General features: G+C 57.7%; 19 protein-coding genes. 6 read left to right on the plus strand and 13 right to left on the minus strand.

What is annotated here, in order from left to right:
* Positions 1–172 precede the first annotated feature (172 nt).
* The 6 genes from msrQ to ACP7B0_RS18910 all read right to left on the minus strand — a co-directional run bounded on the left by msrQ (position 173) and on the right by ACP7B0_RS18910 (position 6,196).
* On the minus strand, positions 173–793 hold the full coding sequence (gene msrQ, locus ACP7B0_RS18885; protein ID WP_426143105.1) for a protein-methionine-sulfoxide reductase heme-binding subunit MsrQ: 621 nt from the start codon (positions 791–793) through the stop codon (positions 173–175).
* Entirely contained in the window at positions 793–1,806 is a 1,014-nt protein-coding gene (gene msrP, locus ACP7B0_RS18890) for a protein-methionine-sulfoxide reductase catalytic subunit MsrP (protein ID WP_426143106.1), read from the minus strand. Before msrP ends, msrQ begins: the two co-directional genes overlap by 1 nt.
* Positions 1,807–1,868: 62 nt before the next feature.
* Positions 1,869–2,726 carry a CDP-diacylglycerol--serine O-phosphatidyltransferase gene (pssA, locus tag ACP7B0_RS18895; protein ID WP_426143107.1) on the minus strand — a complete coding sequence of 286 codons (858 nt, stop codon included), beginning with the start codon at positions 2,724–2,726 and terminating at the stop codon, positions 1,869–1,871.
* A 188-nt stretch (positions 2,727–2,914) separates the two neighbouring features.
* Positions 2,915–3,931, minus strand: a complete 1,017-nt coding sequence (ilvC, locus tag ACP7B0_RS18900) for a ketol-acid reductoisomerase (RefSeq protein WP_268799538.1) — start codon at positions 3,929–3,931, stop codon at positions 2,915–2,917.
* Positions 3,932–3,977: 46 nt separating this feature from the next.
* Complete coding sequence (gene ilvN / locus ACP7B0_RS18905; RefSeq protein ID WP_426143109.1) at positions 3,978–4,469, minus strand: acetolactate synthase small subunit; 492 nt, start codon at positions 4,467–4,469, stop codon at positions 3,978–3,980.
* A gap of 2 nt (positions 4,470–4,471) precedes the next feature.
* On the minus strand, positions 4,472–6,196 hold the full coding sequence (locus ACP7B0_RS18910) for an acetolactate synthase 3 large subunit (RefSeq protein WP_426143110.1): 1,725 nt from the start codon (positions 6,194–6,196) through the stop codon (positions 4,472–4,474).
* Between the two features lie 403 nt (positions 6,197–6,599).
* Between ACP7B0_RS18910 and ACP7B0_RS18915 the strand changes: the two genes are divergently transcribed.
* Positions 6,600–7,028, plus strand: coding sequence for a DUF4124 domain-containing protein (locus ACP7B0_RS18915; RefSeq protein WP_426143111.1), 429 nt, complete (start codon positions 6,600–6,602; stop codon positions 7,026–7,028).
* Positions 7,029–7,041: 13 nt separating this feature from the next.
* On the opposite strand, the gene ACP7B0_RS18920 is transcribed toward ACP7B0_RS18915, so the two are convergent.
* The 3 genes from ACP7B0_RS18920 to mrcB are packed head-to-tail and all read right to left on the minus strand — an operon-like array spanning position 7,042 to position 10,428.
* Positions 7,042–7,371, minus strand: a complete 330-nt coding sequence (locus ACP7B0_RS18920) for a YqcC family protein (RefSeq protein ID WP_426143112.1) — start codon at positions 7,369–7,371, stop codon at positions 7,042–7,044.
* Positions 7,371–8,090 (minus strand): tetratricopeptide repeat protein, encoded by a 720-nt coding sequence (locus ACP7B0_RS18925; protein ID WP_426143114.1) that lies wholly within the window; start codon positions 8,088–8,090, stop codon positions 7,371–7,373. The genes ACP7B0_RS18920 and ACP7B0_RS18925 overlap by 1 nt, the downstream gene beginning before the upstream one ends.
* 16 nt (positions 8,091–8,106) lie before the next feature.
* A complete protein-coding gene (gene mrcB, locus ACP7B0_RS18930) occupies positions 8,107–10,428 on the minus strand; it encodes a penicillin-binding protein 1B (protein WP_426143115.1) in 2,322 nt (773 codons plus the stop codon).
* Positions 10,429–10,557: 129 nt separating this feature from the next.
* On the opposite strand from mrcB, the gene ACP7B0_RS18935 reads away from it, so the two are divergent.
* The 3 genes from ACP7B0_RS18935 (at position 10,558) to ACP7B0_RS18945 (ending at position 13,007) form a co-directional block, all read left to right on the plus strand.
* A complete protein-coding gene (locus tag ACP7B0_RS18935) occupies positions 10,558–12,102 on the plus strand; it encodes an AAA family ATPase (protein WP_426143116.1) in 1,545 nt (514 codons plus the stop codon).
* A gap of 95 nt (positions 12,103–12,197) precedes the next feature.
* Positions 12,198–12,542, plus strand: a complete 345-nt coding sequence (locus ACP7B0_RS18940) for a pentapeptide repeat-containing protein (RefSeq protein WP_426143117.1) — start codon at positions 12,198–12,200, stop codon at positions 12,540–12,542.
* A 192-nt stretch (positions 12,543–12,734) separates the two neighbouring features.
* Positions 12,735–13,007 carry a TfoX/Sxy family protein gene (locus ACP7B0_RS18945; RefSeq protein ID WP_426143118.1) on the plus strand — a complete coding sequence of 91 codons (273 nt, stop codon included), beginning with the start codon at positions 12,735–12,737 and terminating at the stop codon, positions 13,005–13,007.
* Positions 13,008–13,200: 193 nt separating this feature from the next.
* On the opposite strand, the gene deoC is transcribed toward ACP7B0_RS18945, so the two are convergent.
* Together deoC and ACP7B0_RS18955 are read right to left on the minus strand one after the other, a co-directional pair.
* Complete coding sequence (deoC, locus tag ACP7B0_RS18950) at positions 13,201–13,989, minus strand: deoxyribose-phosphate aldolase (protein WP_426143120.1); 789 nt, start codon at positions 13,987–13,989, stop codon at positions 13,201–13,203.
* 137 nt (positions 13,990–14,126) lie between these two features.
* Positions 14,127–15,032, minus strand: coding sequence for a ChaN family lipoprotein (locus ACP7B0_RS18955; RefSeq protein ID WP_426143303.1), 906 nt, complete (start codon positions 15,030–15,032; stop codon positions 14,127–14,129).
* A 111-nt stretch (positions 15,033–15,143) separates the two neighbouring features.
* Here ACP7B0_RS18955 and ACP7B0_RS18960 point away from each other — a divergent pair, with 111 nt between their 5' ends.
* On the plus strand, positions 15,144–15,473 hold the full coding sequence (locus ACP7B0_RS18960; RefSeq protein WP_426143304.1) for a Rieske (2Fe-2S) protein: 330 nt from the start codon (positions 15,144–15,146) through the stop codon (positions 15,471–15,473).
* On the opposite strand, the gene sfsA is transcribed toward ACP7B0_RS18960, so the two are convergent.
* On the minus strand, positions 15,434–16,192 hold the full coding sequence (gene sfsA, locus ACP7B0_RS18965; protein ID WP_426143121.1) for a DNA/RNA nuclease SfsA: 759 nt from the start codon (positions 16,190–16,192) through the stop codon (positions 15,434–15,436). The genes ACP7B0_RS18960 and sfsA overlap by 40 nt on opposite strands.
* The gene (locus ACP7B0_RS18970; protein WP_426143122.1) at positions 16,192–17,364 is read right to left on the minus strand and encodes a pyridoxal phosphate-dependent aminotransferase; all 1,173 of its coding nucleotides are present in this window, start codon (positions 17,362–17,364) and stop codon (positions 16,192–16,194) included. Before ACP7B0_RS18970 ends, sfsA begins: the two co-directional genes overlap by 1 nt.
* 403 nt (positions 17,365–17,767) lie before the next feature.
* Here ACP7B0_RS18970 and dksA point away from each other — a divergent pair, with 403 nt between their 5' ends.
* Positions 17,768–18,211 (plus strand): RNA polymerase-binding protein DksA, encoded by a 444-nt coding sequence (gene dksA / locus ACP7B0_RS18975; protein ID WP_426143123.1) that lies wholly within the window; start codon positions 17,768–17,770, stop codon positions 18,209–18,211.
* Positions 18,212–18,219: the final 8 nt, after the last annotated feature.

The following is an 18,219-nucleotide window of genomic DNA, read 5'->3' on the forward strand; positions in this document are numbered from 1 at the left end:
CGTTACAACCTGCTGTCAACTGCCTTTTTTCACCGCTTTCGATCAACCCATCGAAGCCTCTTCCTCGCCAACCAAACTGGCTAACCACTTGATTAACAAGAGGTTTTCCGTTTCGTCTGTTCCGGAAGAGGTGCGAATTATAGAGAGATTCGAGGAGGCGTCAACCGTTTATTTACGCTTTTGTTACAACAGCACTCCTTTTGGCTTTAACCCGCTGGATTCGCTTGGCGATCATAGGGATCCGCATAATAAGAAGGCCCACCCCGATCACAGCGTATATCGACCACTCTTTGAGATCTGCCCGGACGATCCAAAGCATATGCAACAGCCCTAGCCCGAGAATCACATAGATCAGTCGATGAAGCTTCTTCCACTTTGCTCCCAATCGACGCTGGCTGTAGCGATTCGAAGTGACGGCCAGTGCCAGCAAACACAGGAAAGCCAGGCTCCCCACAATAATGTAAGGCCGCTCCACCAGCTCGGTGCCCAGCTGCGCCCAGTCCAACCCCAGGATGAATACCGCATAGGCGCTCATGTGCATGAAGACGTAGGCAAAGCACCAGAGCCCTAGCTGCCTGCGAACTGAAATCCAGCCAGCCCACCCCGTCATCCGCTGCAGCGGCGTCATGGCGAGGGTTATCAACAACAGAATCAGTGTGCCCAGGCCGAGCCGATCCACCAGCACCTTTCCAGGATCAGGACCTAAAGCGAAAATCCAGGCTTGATAGAGCCAAAGCACCGGTGCAACGCACGCAGCCAAAAAGACGCCGAGCCGCCAGAACGGGTAACGCATCAGTAGTTCTTCCTCAGATCGAGACCTGTGTATAAGGAGGCGACCTCCTCCCCGTAACCGTTGAACATTTCTGTCGGACGGGTATTAGGGCTGAACAGCCCGCTTGGCAAGCGTCGTTCACGGGCTTGCGACCAACGCGGGTGATCAACCGTCGGGTTAACGTTGGCGTAGAAGCCGTACTCGTCGGACGCAATGCTCTGCCAGGTTGTTTTCGGCTGCTCACTGACCAGACTGATACGCACGATAGACTTCACACTTTTGAAGCCATACTTCCATGGCACCACCAAACGCAGCGGTGCTCCGTTCTGGTTGGGTAACTCGCGCCCATACATCCCTACCGCAAGAATGGCCAAAGGGTTCATGGCTTCATCAAGCCGCAACCCTTCGACATAGGGCCAGTCGATCAGCGCAAAACTGGAACGCTGACCCGGCATGGTTTTCGGATCCTGCAGCGTTTCGAAGCGGATGTATTTTGCCTTGGAGGTGGGCTCGACTTGCTTGAGCAGCGCCGAGATGGGAAAGCCAATCCAAGGGATGACCATCGACCATGCCTCGACACAGCGCAATCGGTAGATCCGCTCTTCCAGCTCGTAGGGCTTCATGAAGTCTTCAAGGGCATAGCGACCCGGCTTGCCGACCTCTCCGTCGATGACCACACTCCAGGGTTCGGTTTTGAGCGACCCGGCATTTTGCGCAGGATCACTTTTGCCTGTTCCGAACTCGTAGAAGTTGTTGTAGTGGGTCGCGTCCTTGAAAGGTGTGATGGCCTCATTTTTGACGTTGACCGCCTGCCATTTGGTCGAAGGCAGCTTTTCGGCAAACCACGACGGCGCGCTCCCTGGCTCAACATCCGCATAACGGGAAGGATCAGCAGCGCTGGCCCAACGCGGCATTGCGCCGACAGCCAGACCTGCCAGCGAGCTGCCCAGCAGCGTGCGACGGGAGAGATAGAGGGATTCGGGAGTGACGTCCGACTCTTTGCAGTCAGACGACGAGGGAAGCTTGATTAGCATGACAACTCCGCAGTCTATGGAACAGATGCACCAATAGACTGCGGAGTATGGGGGAAATTACATCACTCGGCCGATCGGCTACGACGCAGACGTAACAAATATTGAACCGGGCCGGAGGCTGCATAGGCGAGGAATATCAGCAGCAGAATGCGCGGCGGATCGCTGAACACGACAGCGAACACCAGCACGACCGCCAAAATCGCAACAAAGGGGACGCGGCCCTTCAGATCCAGCTCCTTGAAGCTGTTGTACTTGATGTTGCTGACCATCAGCATGCCTGCGGCCGCTACCAGCAAGGCCACCAGAAACGAAAGCTTGGACCCCTGGATTCCGTAGTCACTGAATGCCCATACCGTACCGGCAACGACGCCTGCCGCAGCCGGACTTGCAAGCCCAATGAAATAGCGCTTGTCGGCTGTGCCCACCTGCGTGTTGAAGCGCGCCAGACGCAACGCTGCGCCCGCGACATAAATGAAGGCAACCATCCAGCCCACTTTGCCCATATCGCCCAGCGCCCAACCAAAGGCGAGCAATGCAGGCGCAACGCCGAAGGCAACCATGTCGGACAAGGAATCATATTCCGCGCCGAACGCACTCTGGGTGTTGGTCATGCGTGCCACTCGACCGTCCAGCCCATCGAGAACCATGGCGACGAAAATGGCAATGGCGGCAAATGCGAAATACTTGCTCGCCCCTGCAGCATCACCCGCGCTCAAGGCACTCTGGGCGCTCATCGAACTGATGATGGAGTAGAAGCCGGCAAACAGATTTGCCGTAGTGAAAAGGTTTGGCAGCAGATAGATACCGCGATGCCGGACCTTGCGACCTTCGGCGTCATGCCCTTCTTCAATGTGTTCATCGATCGGCAGCAGGCTTTCGGCGTCAGAAGCCTTGCTTGGCTCTTCAGGACGTTCGCTCATGGACATTACCTTGCAACGGTGTGGAAAGTTTCGACAGATGTCTGCGGCGAGGGTTCGCCTGCAAACGATGCAGCTTTATACCAGAAGCGTCGAAGCCTGTTGCCGTTTCAGCGCAAAACGACAGGCCCGAAATAAAAAAACGCGGCCCAGTGGCCGCGTTCTTCTACCGCAGAACAAATCGAAAAGACTTAGTTCTTGTCTTTGTCGACGATTTTGTTCGCAGCAATCCAAGGCATCATGGAGCGCAGTTGCTCGCCGATGATTTCGATGCCGTGCGCAGCGTTGTTACGACGCTTGGCGGTCATCGAAGGATAGCCGGTGGCGCCTTCGCTGATGAACATCTTCGCGTATTCACCGTCCTGGATGCGCTTCAGAGCATTGCGCATCGCCTGACGGGATTCAGCGTTGATGACTTCAGGACCGGTCACGTATTCGCCGTATTCGGCGTTGTTGGAGATCGAATAGTTCATGTTGGCGATACCGCCTTCGTACATGAGGTCAACAATCAGCTTCAATTCGTGCAGGCATTCGAAGTACGCCATTTCCGGAGCGTAGCCAGCTTCAACCAGCGTCTCGAAGCCCGCTTTGACCAACTCAACGGTACCGCCGCACAGCACGGCTTGTTCGCCGAACAGGTCAGTTTCGGTTTCGTCTTTGAACGTGGTTTCGATGATGCCGGTACGACCGCCGCCAACGCCCGAAGCGTAAGACAGAGCAACGTTCTTGGCATTGCCCGAGGCGTCCTGGTAGATCGCGATCAGGTCAGGAATACCGCCGCCTTTTACGAACTCGGTACGCACGGTGTGACCTGGTGCCTTGGGGGCGATCATGATCACGTCCAGGTCAGCGCGAGGCACAACCTGGTTGTAGTGGATTGCGAAACCGTGGGAGAAGGCCAGTGTTGCGCCCTTTTTCAGGTTCGGCTCGACTTCGTTCTTGTACAGGGCGGACTGGAATTCGTCCGGGGTCAGGATCATGACCAGATCAGCAGCCGCTACGGCGGAAGCAACATCAGTCACTTTCAGGCCATGCGCTTCAGCCTTGGCGACAGTCGCCGAACCTTTACGCAGGCCAACAGTGACATCTACGCCGGAGTCTTTCAGGTTGCACGCCTGGGCGTGACCTTGAGAACCGTAACCGATGATGGCAACTTTTTTGCCCTGGATGATCGAAAGGTCGCAGTCTTTGTCGTAATAAACTTTCATGAAATTCCCCTGTTATCCTGGCCGTTCAGGCCATTTGCTAAATAAGTTAGATGCTCAGCACTTTGTCGCCGCGGGCAATGCCCGTAACGCCGCTGCGTACTGTTTCCAGGATGGCAGCAGTGCCAATGGCCTGAATGAAGCTGTCCAGCTTGTCGCTTGTACCGGTCAGTTGCACGGTATAGACACTGGCTGAAACGTCAACGATTTGCCCACGGAAAATATCCGTCGTGCGTTTGATCTCGGCGCGCTGTGCGCCGGTGGCCTTGATCTTGATCAGCATCAGTTCGCGCTCGATGTGGGCACTTTCCGACAGATCGACCAGCTTGACCACTTCGACCAGCTTGTTAAGGTTTTTGGTGATCTGCTCGATCACCTCATCCTGGCCGACAGTGGTCAACGTCAGGCGCGACAGCGTCGGGTCTTCGGTTGGCGCCACAGTCAGGCTTTCGATGTTGTAATTGCGTTGCGAAAAAAGGCCCACGACGCGAGACAAGGCACCGGGTTCGTTTTCCAGCAAAAGGGAAATGATGTGCCGCATGATTAAGTCCGCTCCGTCTTGCTCAGCCACATATCGCGCATGGAGCCGTCTTTGATCTGCATCGGGTAGACGTGCTCGGTGACATCAACCTGAATATCGATAAACACCAAGCGGTCCTTCATGGCGAAGGCCTCTTCCATCATCGGCTTCAAATCCTTCAGCTCGGTGATGCGCATGCCGACGTGGCCATAGGCCTCGACCAGCTTCACGAAGTCAGGCAGCGACTCCATATAAGAGTGCGAGTGACGACCGCTGTAGCTCATGTCCTGCCACTGGCGAACCATGCCGAGCACGCCGTTGTTGAGCAGAATGATCTTCACCGGCAGATCGTATTGCAGGCAGGTCGACAGTTCCTGGATGTTCATCTGGATACTGCCTTCACCCGTCACGCAGGCGACGTCTGCATCCGGAAAGCTGAGTTTGACGCCCATGGCTGCAGGGAAACCAAAACCCATGGTGCCCAGGCCGCCGGAGTTGATCCAGCGATTGGGCTTGTTGAAGCGGTAGTACTGCGCCGCAAACATCTGGTGCTGACCAACGTCGGACGTGATGTAAGCATCGCCCTTGGTGACTTCACACAGCGTTTCGATGACTTTCTGAGGCTTGATAACGGTGCCGTCGCCCGGGTTGTACGGGAACATGCCGTTATCGCCACGCCACTCTTCGATCTGCTTCCACCAACTGGCGACCAAAGCTTTATCCGGCGTCTCGCCAATATCCTTGAGGGTGGTAACCATTTCGGTCAACACGCTCTCTACCGGACCGACGATAGGTACGTCAGCCTTGATCGTCTTGGAAATCGATGCAGGGTCGATATCGATGTGGATGATCTTGGCGTTCGGGCAGAATTTCGCCGCACCATTGATCACGCGATCATCGAAACGCGCGCCCACGGCCAGGATCACGTCGGCATGGTGCATTGCCAGGTTGGCGGTGTAGCTGCCGTGCATGCCCAGCATGCCGAGGAACTGGCGATCCATGCCCGGATAAGCGCCCAGGCCCATCAAGGTATTGGTCACCGGAGCGTTCAGCGATTGCGCCAGCTCGGTCAGTTGCCCGGAGCCATTGCCCAGGATCACGCCGCCGCCGGCGTAGATGATGGGACGCTTGGCCGCAAGCAGCATTTCCACAGCCTTGCGGATCTGGCCCGAGTGACCACGAACCGCCGGGCTGTAGGAACGAAGCTTGGCTTTTTTCGGGAACACGTACTCGAATTTCTCGGCCGGGTTGGTCATATCTTTCGGGATATCGACCACCACCGGCCCTGGACGACCGGACTGCGCCAGGTAGAAAGCCTTCTTCAGGACTTCCGGGATTTCCGAGGCATGCTTGATCATGAAGCTGTGCTTAACGATCGGACGGGAAATACCGATCATGTCGGTTTCCTGAAATGCGTCGGTACCCACCAGAGTACTGGCTACCTGCCCGGAAAGAATCACCATCGGAATCGAGTCCATGTACGCCGTGGCGATACCGGTGATTGCGTTGGTGGCGCCAGGGCCGGAAGTGACCAGCACCACGCCAGCCTTGCCGGTCGCGCGAGCGTAGCCATCAGCCATGTGCGTTGCCGCTTGTTCGTGACGAACAAGGATATGACTCACGGCAGGTTCTTTGAACAGGGCATCGTAGACATGCAGGAGGGCACCACCAGGGTACCCGTAGATATGCTTAACGCCTTCGTCACGCAAAAAGCGGACGATCATTTCGCCGCCGGATAAAAGCTCCACGTTGTTCACCTCTAAAACGCCAGAATACCGCCCACAAACGAGGACGGGTCTTAATAGGTTTTACTGCCAAGCAGAGCATGAGCGACGGTGGTCGCCGACTACGTCAGCACTGACTGAGCAAGTATTGGGATGACCCCAGAGTGTTGCGGGGCTTTCCCACCCAGCGCGAGGTAACGCGTTGCGGGTGTAACAGGTCGGCGCGGGTGTGCGCCTCATGATCTACCGAGATGGTCTGCTTCTGGCAGTCCTTCCACAGCGAACTTTGGATTGTTGTGATTCGACCCTCTCAAGTCAAGCAATCCGTAAGCTTTCTTATCACTAACCGCATGAAAAACCACCAGATGGGACCGCGCAAGGGTGCTTGTGATAGCTTGCGCAGTGAACACCCTTCCAAGGAAACGGTATGCACCGCATGATTTTCCCTGTCCTGCTCGCCTTGGCAATCAGCAACACCAGCCAGGCCGCGCAGGTTTACAAATGGGTCGATGCTCAAGGCGTGACGCACTTCGACGCCCAACCTCCGGCAGGGCAAGCGGCGCAGGAAATCAATACGGCAACGCCACCCCCGGCCCCTGCTTCTGGCAGGCCAACGGATGACGTTGATGGCGAAAAGCAACAGCGAGCCATTGATACCAAGGTAAAAAAACAGGTTGCCGCAGAAGAAACCAGGCGCAAGGAAAACTGTACAACCCTGCGCACGAACCTCGCCCAGTTGAAGATCAACCCACGCGTGCGTGAAGAGGTCGAGGGCGGCGTGAGGCGCCTGTCAGAAGAGGAGCGCCAGTCACGTATCAGTGAAACGCAAAAGGCGATCGACGACTTTTGCAGCTAGAGGCGAACGCTGCCTAGGCAAACTCGGTAATCAGTCGATCAAAATGCGCCAGCAGTTGTTGCAGAAATCGGGTTTCCTGAGGGCGAGAGGCGTAGACCATTTCGGCCATGTCAAGAATCCCGGACGCATTGGGCAGCGGCAGGTTTTCCTCAAGAATGATCTTCATGCGTGGCAGGAAAATCCACTGCAACCATTGCTCGAATTCCAGGGTGTCGACACAAAACGGCTCGACACTGGACAACGCCTCATCGCTGGGAGGCTTGTCGCTCCACCACCCCAGCACCCTCAGTTCGCGCTCGATCAGCAGCAAGTGTTCCGCCACCTCAGGAAAGCGTTTGTCCATCACGCGCCCACCTTGGCTTTTTGACGCGCCAAGGCAGCACCCGCCGAGTCACCCTGTTTTTCCCGAGCCTGGGCGATGATTTCCCAGAGGCTGGCCTGCAAGCTGGGGCTGCCATTGGCATAGGTCAGGCCGCGACGGGCAAGCTGTTCCGCTTGCGCGGCATCGCCCTGGGCGAGTCGAACCTGCGCCAGGCGGTAGATCACTTGCGGCTCACGAGGCGCAACACGCTGCGCTCGCTCCAGACTCGAAGAAGCGCCATTGAGGTCGCCCCCGTTTTGCTGTTGCTGGGCTGTGGTCAGCAAAGCCAGCACTGGACCGTCCAGTTGCTCATCAGCGGAGAGACCGCCGCCTGATGAAGGAATGCCGGTGGGCGCGGAGGCTGCAGGCATGCTGTAGCTGTTGTTACTGATCGGCGCGGTATTGATTGGCGCCTGATTGACCGGCGATGTGTCAATCGGAGCACCGGTGCTAAATGGCACAGCACTGGCACCGCCGTCCGGGATGACCACAACCACACCGGAATCCTGCGGAACAGCCTGGGCCTGGGCAGGCGCTCGCGCGGCAGCCGGCCGATAGGCACCGTTGCGGGAAGCTGCAACCCGCTCACCGTTTGACACTTTCGAGCTGGCATCGACGACCGGAATCGAGCCACGCTCAACACTGGCACAACCATTGAGCAAAGCCAGAGCTGTTAAAGCTGGAATCCACCATTTGTTCACGTGTTGTCCTCTTTACTTAATTCAACCAGCCTTTGACCCAATCCATGACGGAATCGGCGGGGGCTGGCGCTGCGCCACAGGTCGGACCGGGCGCGGGTTCGCTGCCGCGAATATACGGCATCTGGACGGCGTTCGGGCAGCCTGCATCCGTACCCTGCCCTGTCCCGGCATTAACCCACGCCTGAACCACGTTATCCGGTAACGGCATGTCCAACGGCAACGGGTCGGCCTTGTGCATGAAGCTGGTCCATACCTGCAACGGCCCGGTGGCCCCGGTAAATGGCGTCTTGCCGTTATCATCACGGCCCATCCAGACGACTGCCAGCAGATCCTGGCTGAAGCCTGCAAACCAGGCGTCGCGCGAATCGTTAGTCGTACCGGACTTGCCCGCCAGGTTCAATGAACTCGGTAATACGTTATAAGCGGCCTTGCCCGTACCTTCGCGCATCACCCGCTGCATGGCGTTCTGCAGCAGATAAATGGCGCCCGGATCGAAGCGCTGCTGGATCTGGAACGGATAACGCTTGAGCGGCTCGCCCTCGGCAGTCAAAACGCTGCGAATCGAGCGCATCGGGGTGCTGAAGCCGCCATTGGCGATGGTCTGATACATCGTTGCTACCTGCATCGGGCTTAACGCGCCCGCGCCCAGCAACATGGAGGGATAGGCCGGCCAGTCAGCCTCTACGCCAAGCTTGCCCAAAGTCTTGAGGACATTCGGCACGCCTGTTTCCAGGCCGATCTTGGCGCTGGACAAGTTGTAGGAGTGCGCCAGCCCCTGATACAGGAAGATGTTGCCGTGTGCCTTGTGGTCGTAGTTCTGCGGCTTCCAGATCTGACCGTCTGCCCCCTTGACCTGGAACGGCTCGTCGGCCACCCAACTGGTCAAGGTGTACTTGCTCGGTTGCTCCAGAGCGGTCAGGTAAATGACCGGCTTGATCAATGACCCTATCTGGCGAACCGCATCGATGGCCCGGTTGAACCCGGCATAGCCGGGCTGACGACTGCCAATCAGCGCCTGGACTTCACCGGTTTCCGGATTGGTCACGACCATGGCCGCTTCCACTGCGTCAACGCCTTTGCGCCCACCCAGCTTTTTGAACGTCTCGGTCATGGCCGCTTCGGACTTCATCTGCAGGATCGGATCGAAGCTGGTGAATATGCGCAATCCTTCCTCGGTCAAGTCTTCGTCGCGATAGTCTTCGCGCAACTGCCGCTTGACCAGATCCAGGAACACCGGAAACGAACTGTCCGCCAGACTGCCGGTTTTGGTCACACCCAAAGGCATTTTCTTCGCGGCGGCAACAACGTCCGCCGTGGCAACTCCCTGCTGCTCGAGAAGATCCAGAACCAGGTTACGACGCTCAAGCGCACGCTCGGGATTACGCCGCGGGTTGTAGTAGGACGGCCCCTTGACCAGACCGACCAGCAGCGCAACCTGATGCAGCTTGAGCTCTGAAAGTGGCTGGCTGAAGAAATACTGGCTGGCGAGGCCGAAGCCATGCACGGCGCGCTGGCCGTCCTGCCCGAGGAACACCTCGTTGAGGTACGCCTCCAGAATTTCCTGCTTGCTGTAATGAATCTCCAGCAAGACCGCCATCATGGCCTCAGTCAGCTTTCGGCTGAGGGTTCGCTCACTGGTCAGGTAGAAGTTCTTGACCAATTGTTGCGTCAGCGTACTGCCCCCCTGACGCATCTGGCCAGCAGAAGCGTTGACCCAGACGGCCCGGAGAATGGACTTGGGCGAGACGCCGAAGTGGTGATAAAAATCGCGATCTTCGACGGTCACCAGGGTGTCGAGCAAATACGGCGGCGCCTGATCGAGCTTGATCAGAATCCGGTCTTCGAGGTTCTTGGGGTACAACCCACCGATCATCAGCGGTTCAAGACGGGCCACGGCAAGCTTTGCGCCATTGGCGGAGCTCAGTTCGGCAACGTAGTCACCGGAAAAGCGCACACGGACCTGCTGCGCGGGGTCCATGCCTTCATAGAATTGAAAGCCACGGGTATTGAGCTCAACCGTATTGCCATTCACTGCCGCCGCACCAGGGCCGTTCGCGACGCTTTCGCGACGGTAGCCCAGGGCATCCAGCTCAATGAGGAAATCGTCCTTGGTGAGCTTTTGCCCGACGAACAGCTCAAGTGGCCTTGCGTAGACCTTGGCCGGAATAGTCCAGCGCTTGCCGGAGAACTTTTCCTGAACGATGGCATCGAGATAGATGGCAAAGCCGGCCAGCACGACCAAACCGACAAGACTGAGCTTCAAAGCCCAGCCCATCCAGGTGCGAAGTCGGCCAGGGGCAGGTTTTTTTGGGGTACGGGGAGAGCGAGTACGAGTCATGGCGGCGGATTATACGCACTTTGCAAGGGTTCGAAAGGCGGCCGTGCCAGCGGTTTGCAGGCTAGCGTCAAGCGGCCATAATGGCTGCCTTGAGCCATTAATCCAATTATCACTTCTGAAGGATCGTCCGTGAGCCAGTCACTGATTGCAGCCCTGCAAAACCCTGCTCTTTATCCGCATCCGGTCGAAGGCTTCCAGCTTATCGAGACGCACATTTCGTGGGTGCTGCTGACGGGTCCCTTCGCCTATAAATTCAAGAAACCAGTGAATTTCGGCTTTCTGGACTTCACGACTCTGTCGGCGCGCCAACATTTCTGTAACGAAGAGTTGCGCCTGAACCAGCGCCTGACCGACGATCTGTACCTGGACGTCATACCGGTTACCGGCACGCCAGACGCGCCACAGCTGGGTGGCGAAGGCGAAGTCATCGAGTACGCGCTGAAAATGCGTCAGTTTCCGCAAAACGGCCTGTTCAGCACCTTGCAGGCCAATGGCGAGCTGACCGCTGCACACATCGACGAGATGGCCCGGCAAATCGGTAAATTTCATACCACGGCTCCCGTGGTGACGGCGGAGCACGACCTGGGTTCGCCGGACAGCGTCATGGCACCCGTGCTGCAGAACTTTGAGCAGATCCGGCCACTGATCAGCGAAAAAGCCGATCTGTTGCAACTGGGCGCCTTGCAAGAATGGGCAGAAACCAGTTTCAACCGTCTCAAACCCTTGCTGGAGCGGCGCAAGGCAGAAGGCTTCATTCGTGAATGCCATGGCGACATCCACCTGGGCAATATCACGCTGATTGACAACAAGGTTGTGATCTTCGACTGCGTGGAGTTCAACGAGCCGTTCCGCATGACCGACGTCTACGCCGACATCGGCTTTCTGGCCATGGACCTGGAAGATCGCGGCCTTAAATCCCTTTCACGTCGCCTCATCAGCCAATACCTGGAAATAACCGGCGACTATCAAGGCCTTGAGCTGCTGAATTTCTACAAAGCGTACCGCGCACTGGTGCGTGCCAAGGTTGCTCTGTTCAGCCTGCCAGCGGATGCCGATCCTGTGCAACGGGGTACCACGCTTCGCCAATACCGCAACTATGCGAATCTGGCCGAAAGCTACAGCGCGATCCCGTCTCTCTTTCTGGCCATCACCCATGGCGTGTCGGCCGTGGGCAAAAGCCACGTGGCCATGCGCCTGGTCGAGTCCCTGGGCGCCATCCGCGTGCGATCCGACATTGAGCGCAAGCGTTTATTGGCAGCCAGGGATGCGAGCGCCGGGCTTTACAGCGAAGCAGCCAGCATCGCCACTTATGAAAGCCTGCATCAGTTGGCAGGCGTCGTCCTGCGCGCCGGATTCCCCGTCATTATCGACGCGACCTACCTCAAGAGCGACCAGCGCAAAGCGGCGGCGCATGTCGCAGAAGCCACTGGCGTTCCGTTTCTGATTCTGGACTGCGAAGCCCCCCATGCTGTGATCGCGGGCTGGCTGGCTCATCGCCAGGCGGAAAATAATGATCCGTCCGACGCAACGCTGGACGTGATAGAGGCCCAACAGGCCAGTCGCGAGCCACTGAGTGCCGAAGAATTGCTGCACAGCAAGCACGTGCAGACCAATAAAAGTTCGGACCTGGACAGCCTGATCGAGAACATCCGTCAGCGCCTTCCCGGCCTCTGAAAAATGTTCGAGCCGATTGGAAAATAGCACTTCCCGGCTCGAAAATAGTGGCGATATACTGGCGCCACAATTCCAACGCAACGGAAGAGGCCCCTATGAGCCAGCCGAAGATACTTGATTCGTTTTTGTACGCACTGCTGCGCAAAGACGACATTGCCGGATTCAATCTGCAGAAACCCAAGACCGGCACTGTGGATCTGGCTGGAGGTGATTTTCGTGGCCTGGATCTGCGCAACCTGGATACCGCAGGCATCGACTTTACCGATGCCTATTTTCGCTCGGCGGACCTGCGCGGTCTTGATTTGAGCAATACGCCCATGGAGGGCGCCAGTATTGCCCATGCGCAGATATCCGGTGCATTCTTCCCTGCCGAACTGTCGGCTGACGAGATCCTGATGTCCGTCAACTTCGGTACCCGCATGCGCTATCGCACTCACTAACGAACAAGGCTCACCTGCCGGCATGTGCAACGCATGCCGGGATCTGCCGCCCTGAACCAGTTGTGCCATCTATCGCCCCGATGCTCCGTAAGTCGTCCCCCCTCCTTGTGGCCACAGGCTGCGAACTACACTAGGTGGACGTTCACCTGCGCGTCACATAGTGTCGATGCGTAGCATCGCATGGAGGCAATGATGAACGATGAACTGCAACATCTTAAAAATCTTGGCAAGACTTCATCTCAGTGGTTGCACGCGGTAGGCATTCACAGCGCTACGGATTTACGGAAAGTGGGTTCGGTCGGTGCTTTTCAGGCTGTTCGAAAACGAGGGTTCCGTGCAACTAAAGTGCTGTTATATGCCATAGAAGCAGCGCTGTTGGATATTCACTGGAATGACCTGCCGATTGATCGCAAAAATGCCTTGAATAACCAATTGAATAGCCCGGCATCTCGAGCAGAGGGTTAAGCGAGTCAGACGCCCAAAATAAACCGTTGACATGCAAATGAGAATCGCTATGATTATCACATCCGGTCGCGAGACCGGCTGATATCTGACAGACCTTGGTTCGGACTCTCAGATTATCTCCTCATCAGGCTAATCACGGTTTTTGACCCGGCTCTTTGCCGGGTCTTTTTTTGCCTGTTAAAAGACACAGTCATCAATAGCTGTTCCCATACGGCCCGGGCGCCAGCACCCCCAGGTGAATCAGCAGGTCGTCCAACAGGCTGGACGCGCCAAGGCGTACGCGATCAGCCGTGACCCAGTGAGGGCCGAAGCGCGCCTGCGCCATGCTCAGAAATACCTTGGCATCCTCGAAGGTGCGGATGCCACCGGCAAACTTGACTCCAACCTGCCCCCCCACTTCGGCAATGCTTTCCAGCATGATTCGGGCGGCCTGGGGCGTCGCGCTGACCACGGCCTTGCCCGTACTGGTCTTGATGAAATCAGCGCCGGAAAGGATTGCGCTACGGCTTGCATCCAGAATGATCTGCGGGTCACGCAGGTCGCCTGTCTCCAGCGTCACGGTCAGCCGTGTGTTCGGCCCGCTGGCTTCCCGGCAAGCGGCCACCAGGTCCATTCCGGTCTGTTGATCGCCGCACAATTGAGTCCGGAACGGATACACCACGTCAATTTCGTCCGCGCCGGCCATGACCGCGGCCCGAGTCTCAGAGGCTGCAGATTCAATGTTTGCCGAACCATAGGGAAAGTTGACCGCTGCCACCACCCGTATGTCCGGCGTGCGCAGCCGATCAAGGGTGGTACGGGCCAGCAGCACGAATCGCGGATAGACGCACACGGCGGCCACGGCCCCCAAGGGAGTCAACGCCCGCTGACACATGCCTATGATTCGTTGCTCGGTATCCTGCGCATTGAGCGCCATCAGGTCCAACAGGCCAATGGCTCGTCTTGCCAATTGCTCATCATCAGCGTGTACGTCTCTGCCCATGTCTCGCCTCGAATCCTTCAAGTTCAAGGGCAAGACAATAGATGAGCCCCCGCCTCACAAGCGGGGTGCAGGGCCTTCAAGGAGCGGGACTACGCAACAAAAGGAAATTTCCGAGTAGTAGCAAATGCGTCGGCTAATCAGGTTTCAGCCGACGGCTTGCGCATCTGGGCGCAATAATCCTGATCTGGAACAGCCGGGGTATACCAGACGTAATCCGCCCGGGCAGGGTCAACCGTCGCGCCGACTTCGGCCAGAATGAGCACCACTGGCTGTTCTTTCGCACCAAGGTCAGCCATGTGCAACGGTACGCCGACGTCCTTGCTGACATGCCAGCTTCCGGCAAACAAAAGCGCCGGAACAGGCGCCGACAGCAGACGCTCGGCCATTCTCCGGTCACGCGTTTGCTGGATGGCAACCATGGCGGGCAACCGATCCTCGGGCAGCAGGCCACAGTGGAATGCCCGAACCTGCTCAAGCAATTGTTCGCGGACCTCAGGGGCTGATGACCATTTGCCTTGTTGCACGGGGGGCTGTTTGTAGAGCGACATGACCTCTGCGCTGTCCAGATTGGCGGCAATCAGCGGGTACGGCTGGGCCAGTGCGTAGCGCACGATGGAGCCGTATAGCGTCCAGTCCCACCCCTTCTGCCACTGCAGCGCGGCAGGCAAATCCTGCGGGTAATCGCCATGGGCGATGGCGGTGCGAACCGCATCGACCGATGCCTGCTGATCCGGATTGATCATTTCCAGAAGAAGACTGCCCTGCCCGCGACGATCAGCCAGCACTTGCAAAAGCCAAAGCTCCAACGCGTGGTGATCCGGGTTGTCATGCTGCTCCCCGACCAGCACACGAGAAGCCTGGGCGAGCCGGTCAGCAAGCTGCTGTGGGGTCAGTTGCTGTCCACTTTTGGTGTCATGAATCATGCCTAAATCCAAATCCTCACGCCCAGCCGGGCTCTGCGAAAGAGGTATATTCGACAACGGAGGTGGCGCTTGGCAAGCACTCAGCAATAGCAATGCCAGCATTGAACACAGACAACGCATCATTTCTCACCCCTTCTGCGCGGTTGATGATGGCCTCAATGCCACAAGAACTGCGAAACTGAGGCCAGACAATTCGCTAAAACCGTTACGGCAAAGCTCGAGGAACCCACTCTGAAATTACTCTGCGCAAGCGACGCCATCGTGGAAGGAAAGAGCCATGGCCTGGCATTTCACGGTCTCAAACTGGTCGCAATACGTCGCGATGGACAGGTCTATGTTTACAAGAATCGCTGCCCGCATCGCGGTGTCGCACTGGAGTGGCAGGAAAACGAGTTTCTGGATGCCAGCGCCAGTTTGATCCAGTGCGCGACTCACGGCGCGCTGTTTCTCATCGAAAGCGGCGAGTGTGTGGCCGGGCCTTGCGAAGGGCAGTCGTTGACGCCGATTGCCTGTCACGAAAATCAGGACGGCATCTGGATGACGTCCAGCGAGAACGACTGAACAGGCTCAAGCGCCCACCGCAGTTGCAATGGCCGGTCGATGAAAATTTCCTCGGCCGTCAATTGCACGCCATAGGCCAGCACTTCCACGCCCGCCGCGACCGCTTCGCGCAACGCCGCCGCATACCCGGGATCAATCTCCTGCGCGGGCCTCACCGCGTCGACCCCGGTCAGGTTGACGCAATACAGCAATACAGCTCGTACCCCATCACGCGCCAGGCTCGCCAACTCGCGCAAGTGGCGAGCGCCGCGCAGGGTGACGGCGTCGGGAAAAGCAGCAACGGGAGAACCGTCGAAGCCCAGCGTCACGCTCTTGACCTCGACGAACGCCGGGCCGTCGGCAAAATCCAGACGGAAATCCACCCGGCTTTTCTCCTGGCCGTACGCTACTTCGCGCTTGAGGCTGCTGAAACCCTTGAGTTCGCTGATGACACCGGCCCGCAACGCCTCTTCTACCAAGTGATTGGCCCGCCCGGTATTGACACATGCCAGCCGCCCTTGAGGGGTTTCGCTGATTTCCCAGGTGCCCGGCAGTTTGCGTTTAGGGTCATTGGACCGACTGAACCAGACCCGGCCGCCCGGCATCATGCAGTTGAACATCGAGCCGGTGTTAGGGCAGTGAATGGTCAGCCGTTCACCGGCGGTGGTTTCGATATCGGCCAGAAAACGCTTGTAGCGCAGCAGCAGAACACCTTCTTCAAGCTCGGGAGAAAAGCGCATCAGCCTTGCCAGCTCCGTAATCCGCGAGCGATACGCTCAACGGCCTCCTGTAGACGAGGCAGGCTCTGGGTGTAAGCGAAACGCACGTGATGACCCGCCTGAAAACGGCCAAAGTCCAGCCCCGGGGTTATCGCTACGTGCTCGACTTCCAGAAAATGTCGGCAAAACGCAAAGGCATCGCCGCCGAACGCGCTGATATCGGCATAGAGGTAAAACGCGCCTTCCGGCTCCACCGCGATCTTGAACCCCAACTCACGCAGCGCGGGCAGCAGAAAGTCTCGACGGCGGCCAAACTCGGCACGACGCTGCTCGAAAATCTCCAGGGTCTGAGGCTCGAAACAGGCCAGAGCCGCGTATTGCGCCATGCTCGGCGCGCTGATGTAGAGGTTCTGTGCGAGTTTCTCCAGGTCGGCCACTGCATCAGGCGGCGCCACCAGCCAGCCCAGTCGCCAGCCGGTCATGCCGAAATATTTCGAAAAACTATTGAGGACGAATGCCTCGTCGTCGACCTCCAGCACGCTGGCCGCGTCCATGCCATAAGTCAGGCCATGGTAGATCTCGTCCACCACAAGATGACCGTTGCGTGATTTAAGCGACGCCGACAAGGCCGCCAACTCGTCGCGGTGCAGCAGCGTGCCGGTGGGATTGGCCGGCGAGGCGACCAACGCGCCGACGCTGTCCTGATTCCAGTGTCGGGCCACCAGCTCGGGCGTCAGCTGATAGCGCACATCAGGCCCCACGGGGATCAATTGCGCCGCGCCTTCTATCAGCCGTAGAAAATGCCGATTGCACGGATAACCCGGGTCCGCCAGCAACCAATGCTTGCCGGGATCGACCAGCAAGCTGCTGGCCAGCAGCAGCGCCCCGGAACCGCCTGGAGTCACCAGAATCCGGTCCGGATCAATGCTCACGCCGTAGCGTCGGGCATAAAAACCGGAGATCGCTTCGCGTAACTCCGGCAAACCACGGGCCGCGGTGTAACGGGTTTTACCCGCCGCCAGCGCGGCCTGACCGGCAGCGATAATGGGCGCTGCCGTGGTGAAATCCGGCTCGCCGATTTCCAGGTGGATGACATCACAGCCCGCCGCCTGCAGTTCATTGGCCCGCGCCAGCAACGCCATGACATGAAAAGGTTCGATAGCGCGACTGCGCGCACTGTAGGGCTGAGCCATTGGCCCTCCTTAAATAAAAAACCGAGCCTGGAAGAATGAGACCGGAAAACAGGCCGGGAGACTTGCGCGACCGATTCTACCCAACCTCATGAAGGCCGGTAATTTAAATGAAGACAGAATCGGCCCACGTCGTTGAGTTACCCGATCGAGAACAACAGACCGTTGAAAGCATCCAAACGGGTGCAAGGCTGGCCCTTAAATTCATATTCTGCGCGCTTTTCAAACCCAGGGCCTTGGCCGGGGCTATCATCAACCGTGTGGTCGCACGCCCATGCTCGACAACCGGGAGTAGCGCGCTCCGATTCGATCTGGTAAGTTCGCCCGCTTGCAGCCGCAGGGCCGGCAGGTGTCGGCAATGAAGAAATCCTGCGCAATGGATTAAAGAGTGAGAGGCGGTCCATTCATGCCCACCCAAGAAAAGCAGCAGACCAACCAGATGGCTGGTGACTTCAAACCCTACGAAGCAAGTAAGGGCGAGGAGTACATGAGCGCTGACATGCGCGCTCACTTCACCAAGATTCTCAACAGCTGGAAGTTGCAGTTGATGCAAGAGGTCGATCGGACCATGCATCACATGAAAGATGAGGCTGCCAACTTTCCCGATCCAGCGGATCGCGCCAGTCAGGAAGAAGAATTCAGCCTGGAATTGCGCGCCCGTGATCGCGAGCGCAAGTTGATCAAGAAGATCGACAAAACGCTGCAGCTGATCGAAGACGAAGAATACGGCTGGTGTGAATCGTGTGGCGTAGAGATCGGCATCCGCCGCCTCGAAGCACGTCCAACCGCCGACCTTTGCATCGACTGCAAAACGTTGGCAGAAATCAAGGAAAAGCAGGTCGGCAAGTAACACGACCC

The sequence above is a fragment of the Pseudomonas sp. DWP3-1-2 genome, assembly GCF_049896285.1.
Classification (GTDB): domain Bacteria; phylum Pseudomonadota; class Gammaproteobacteria; order Pseudomonadales; family Pseudomonadaceae; genus Aquipseudomonas.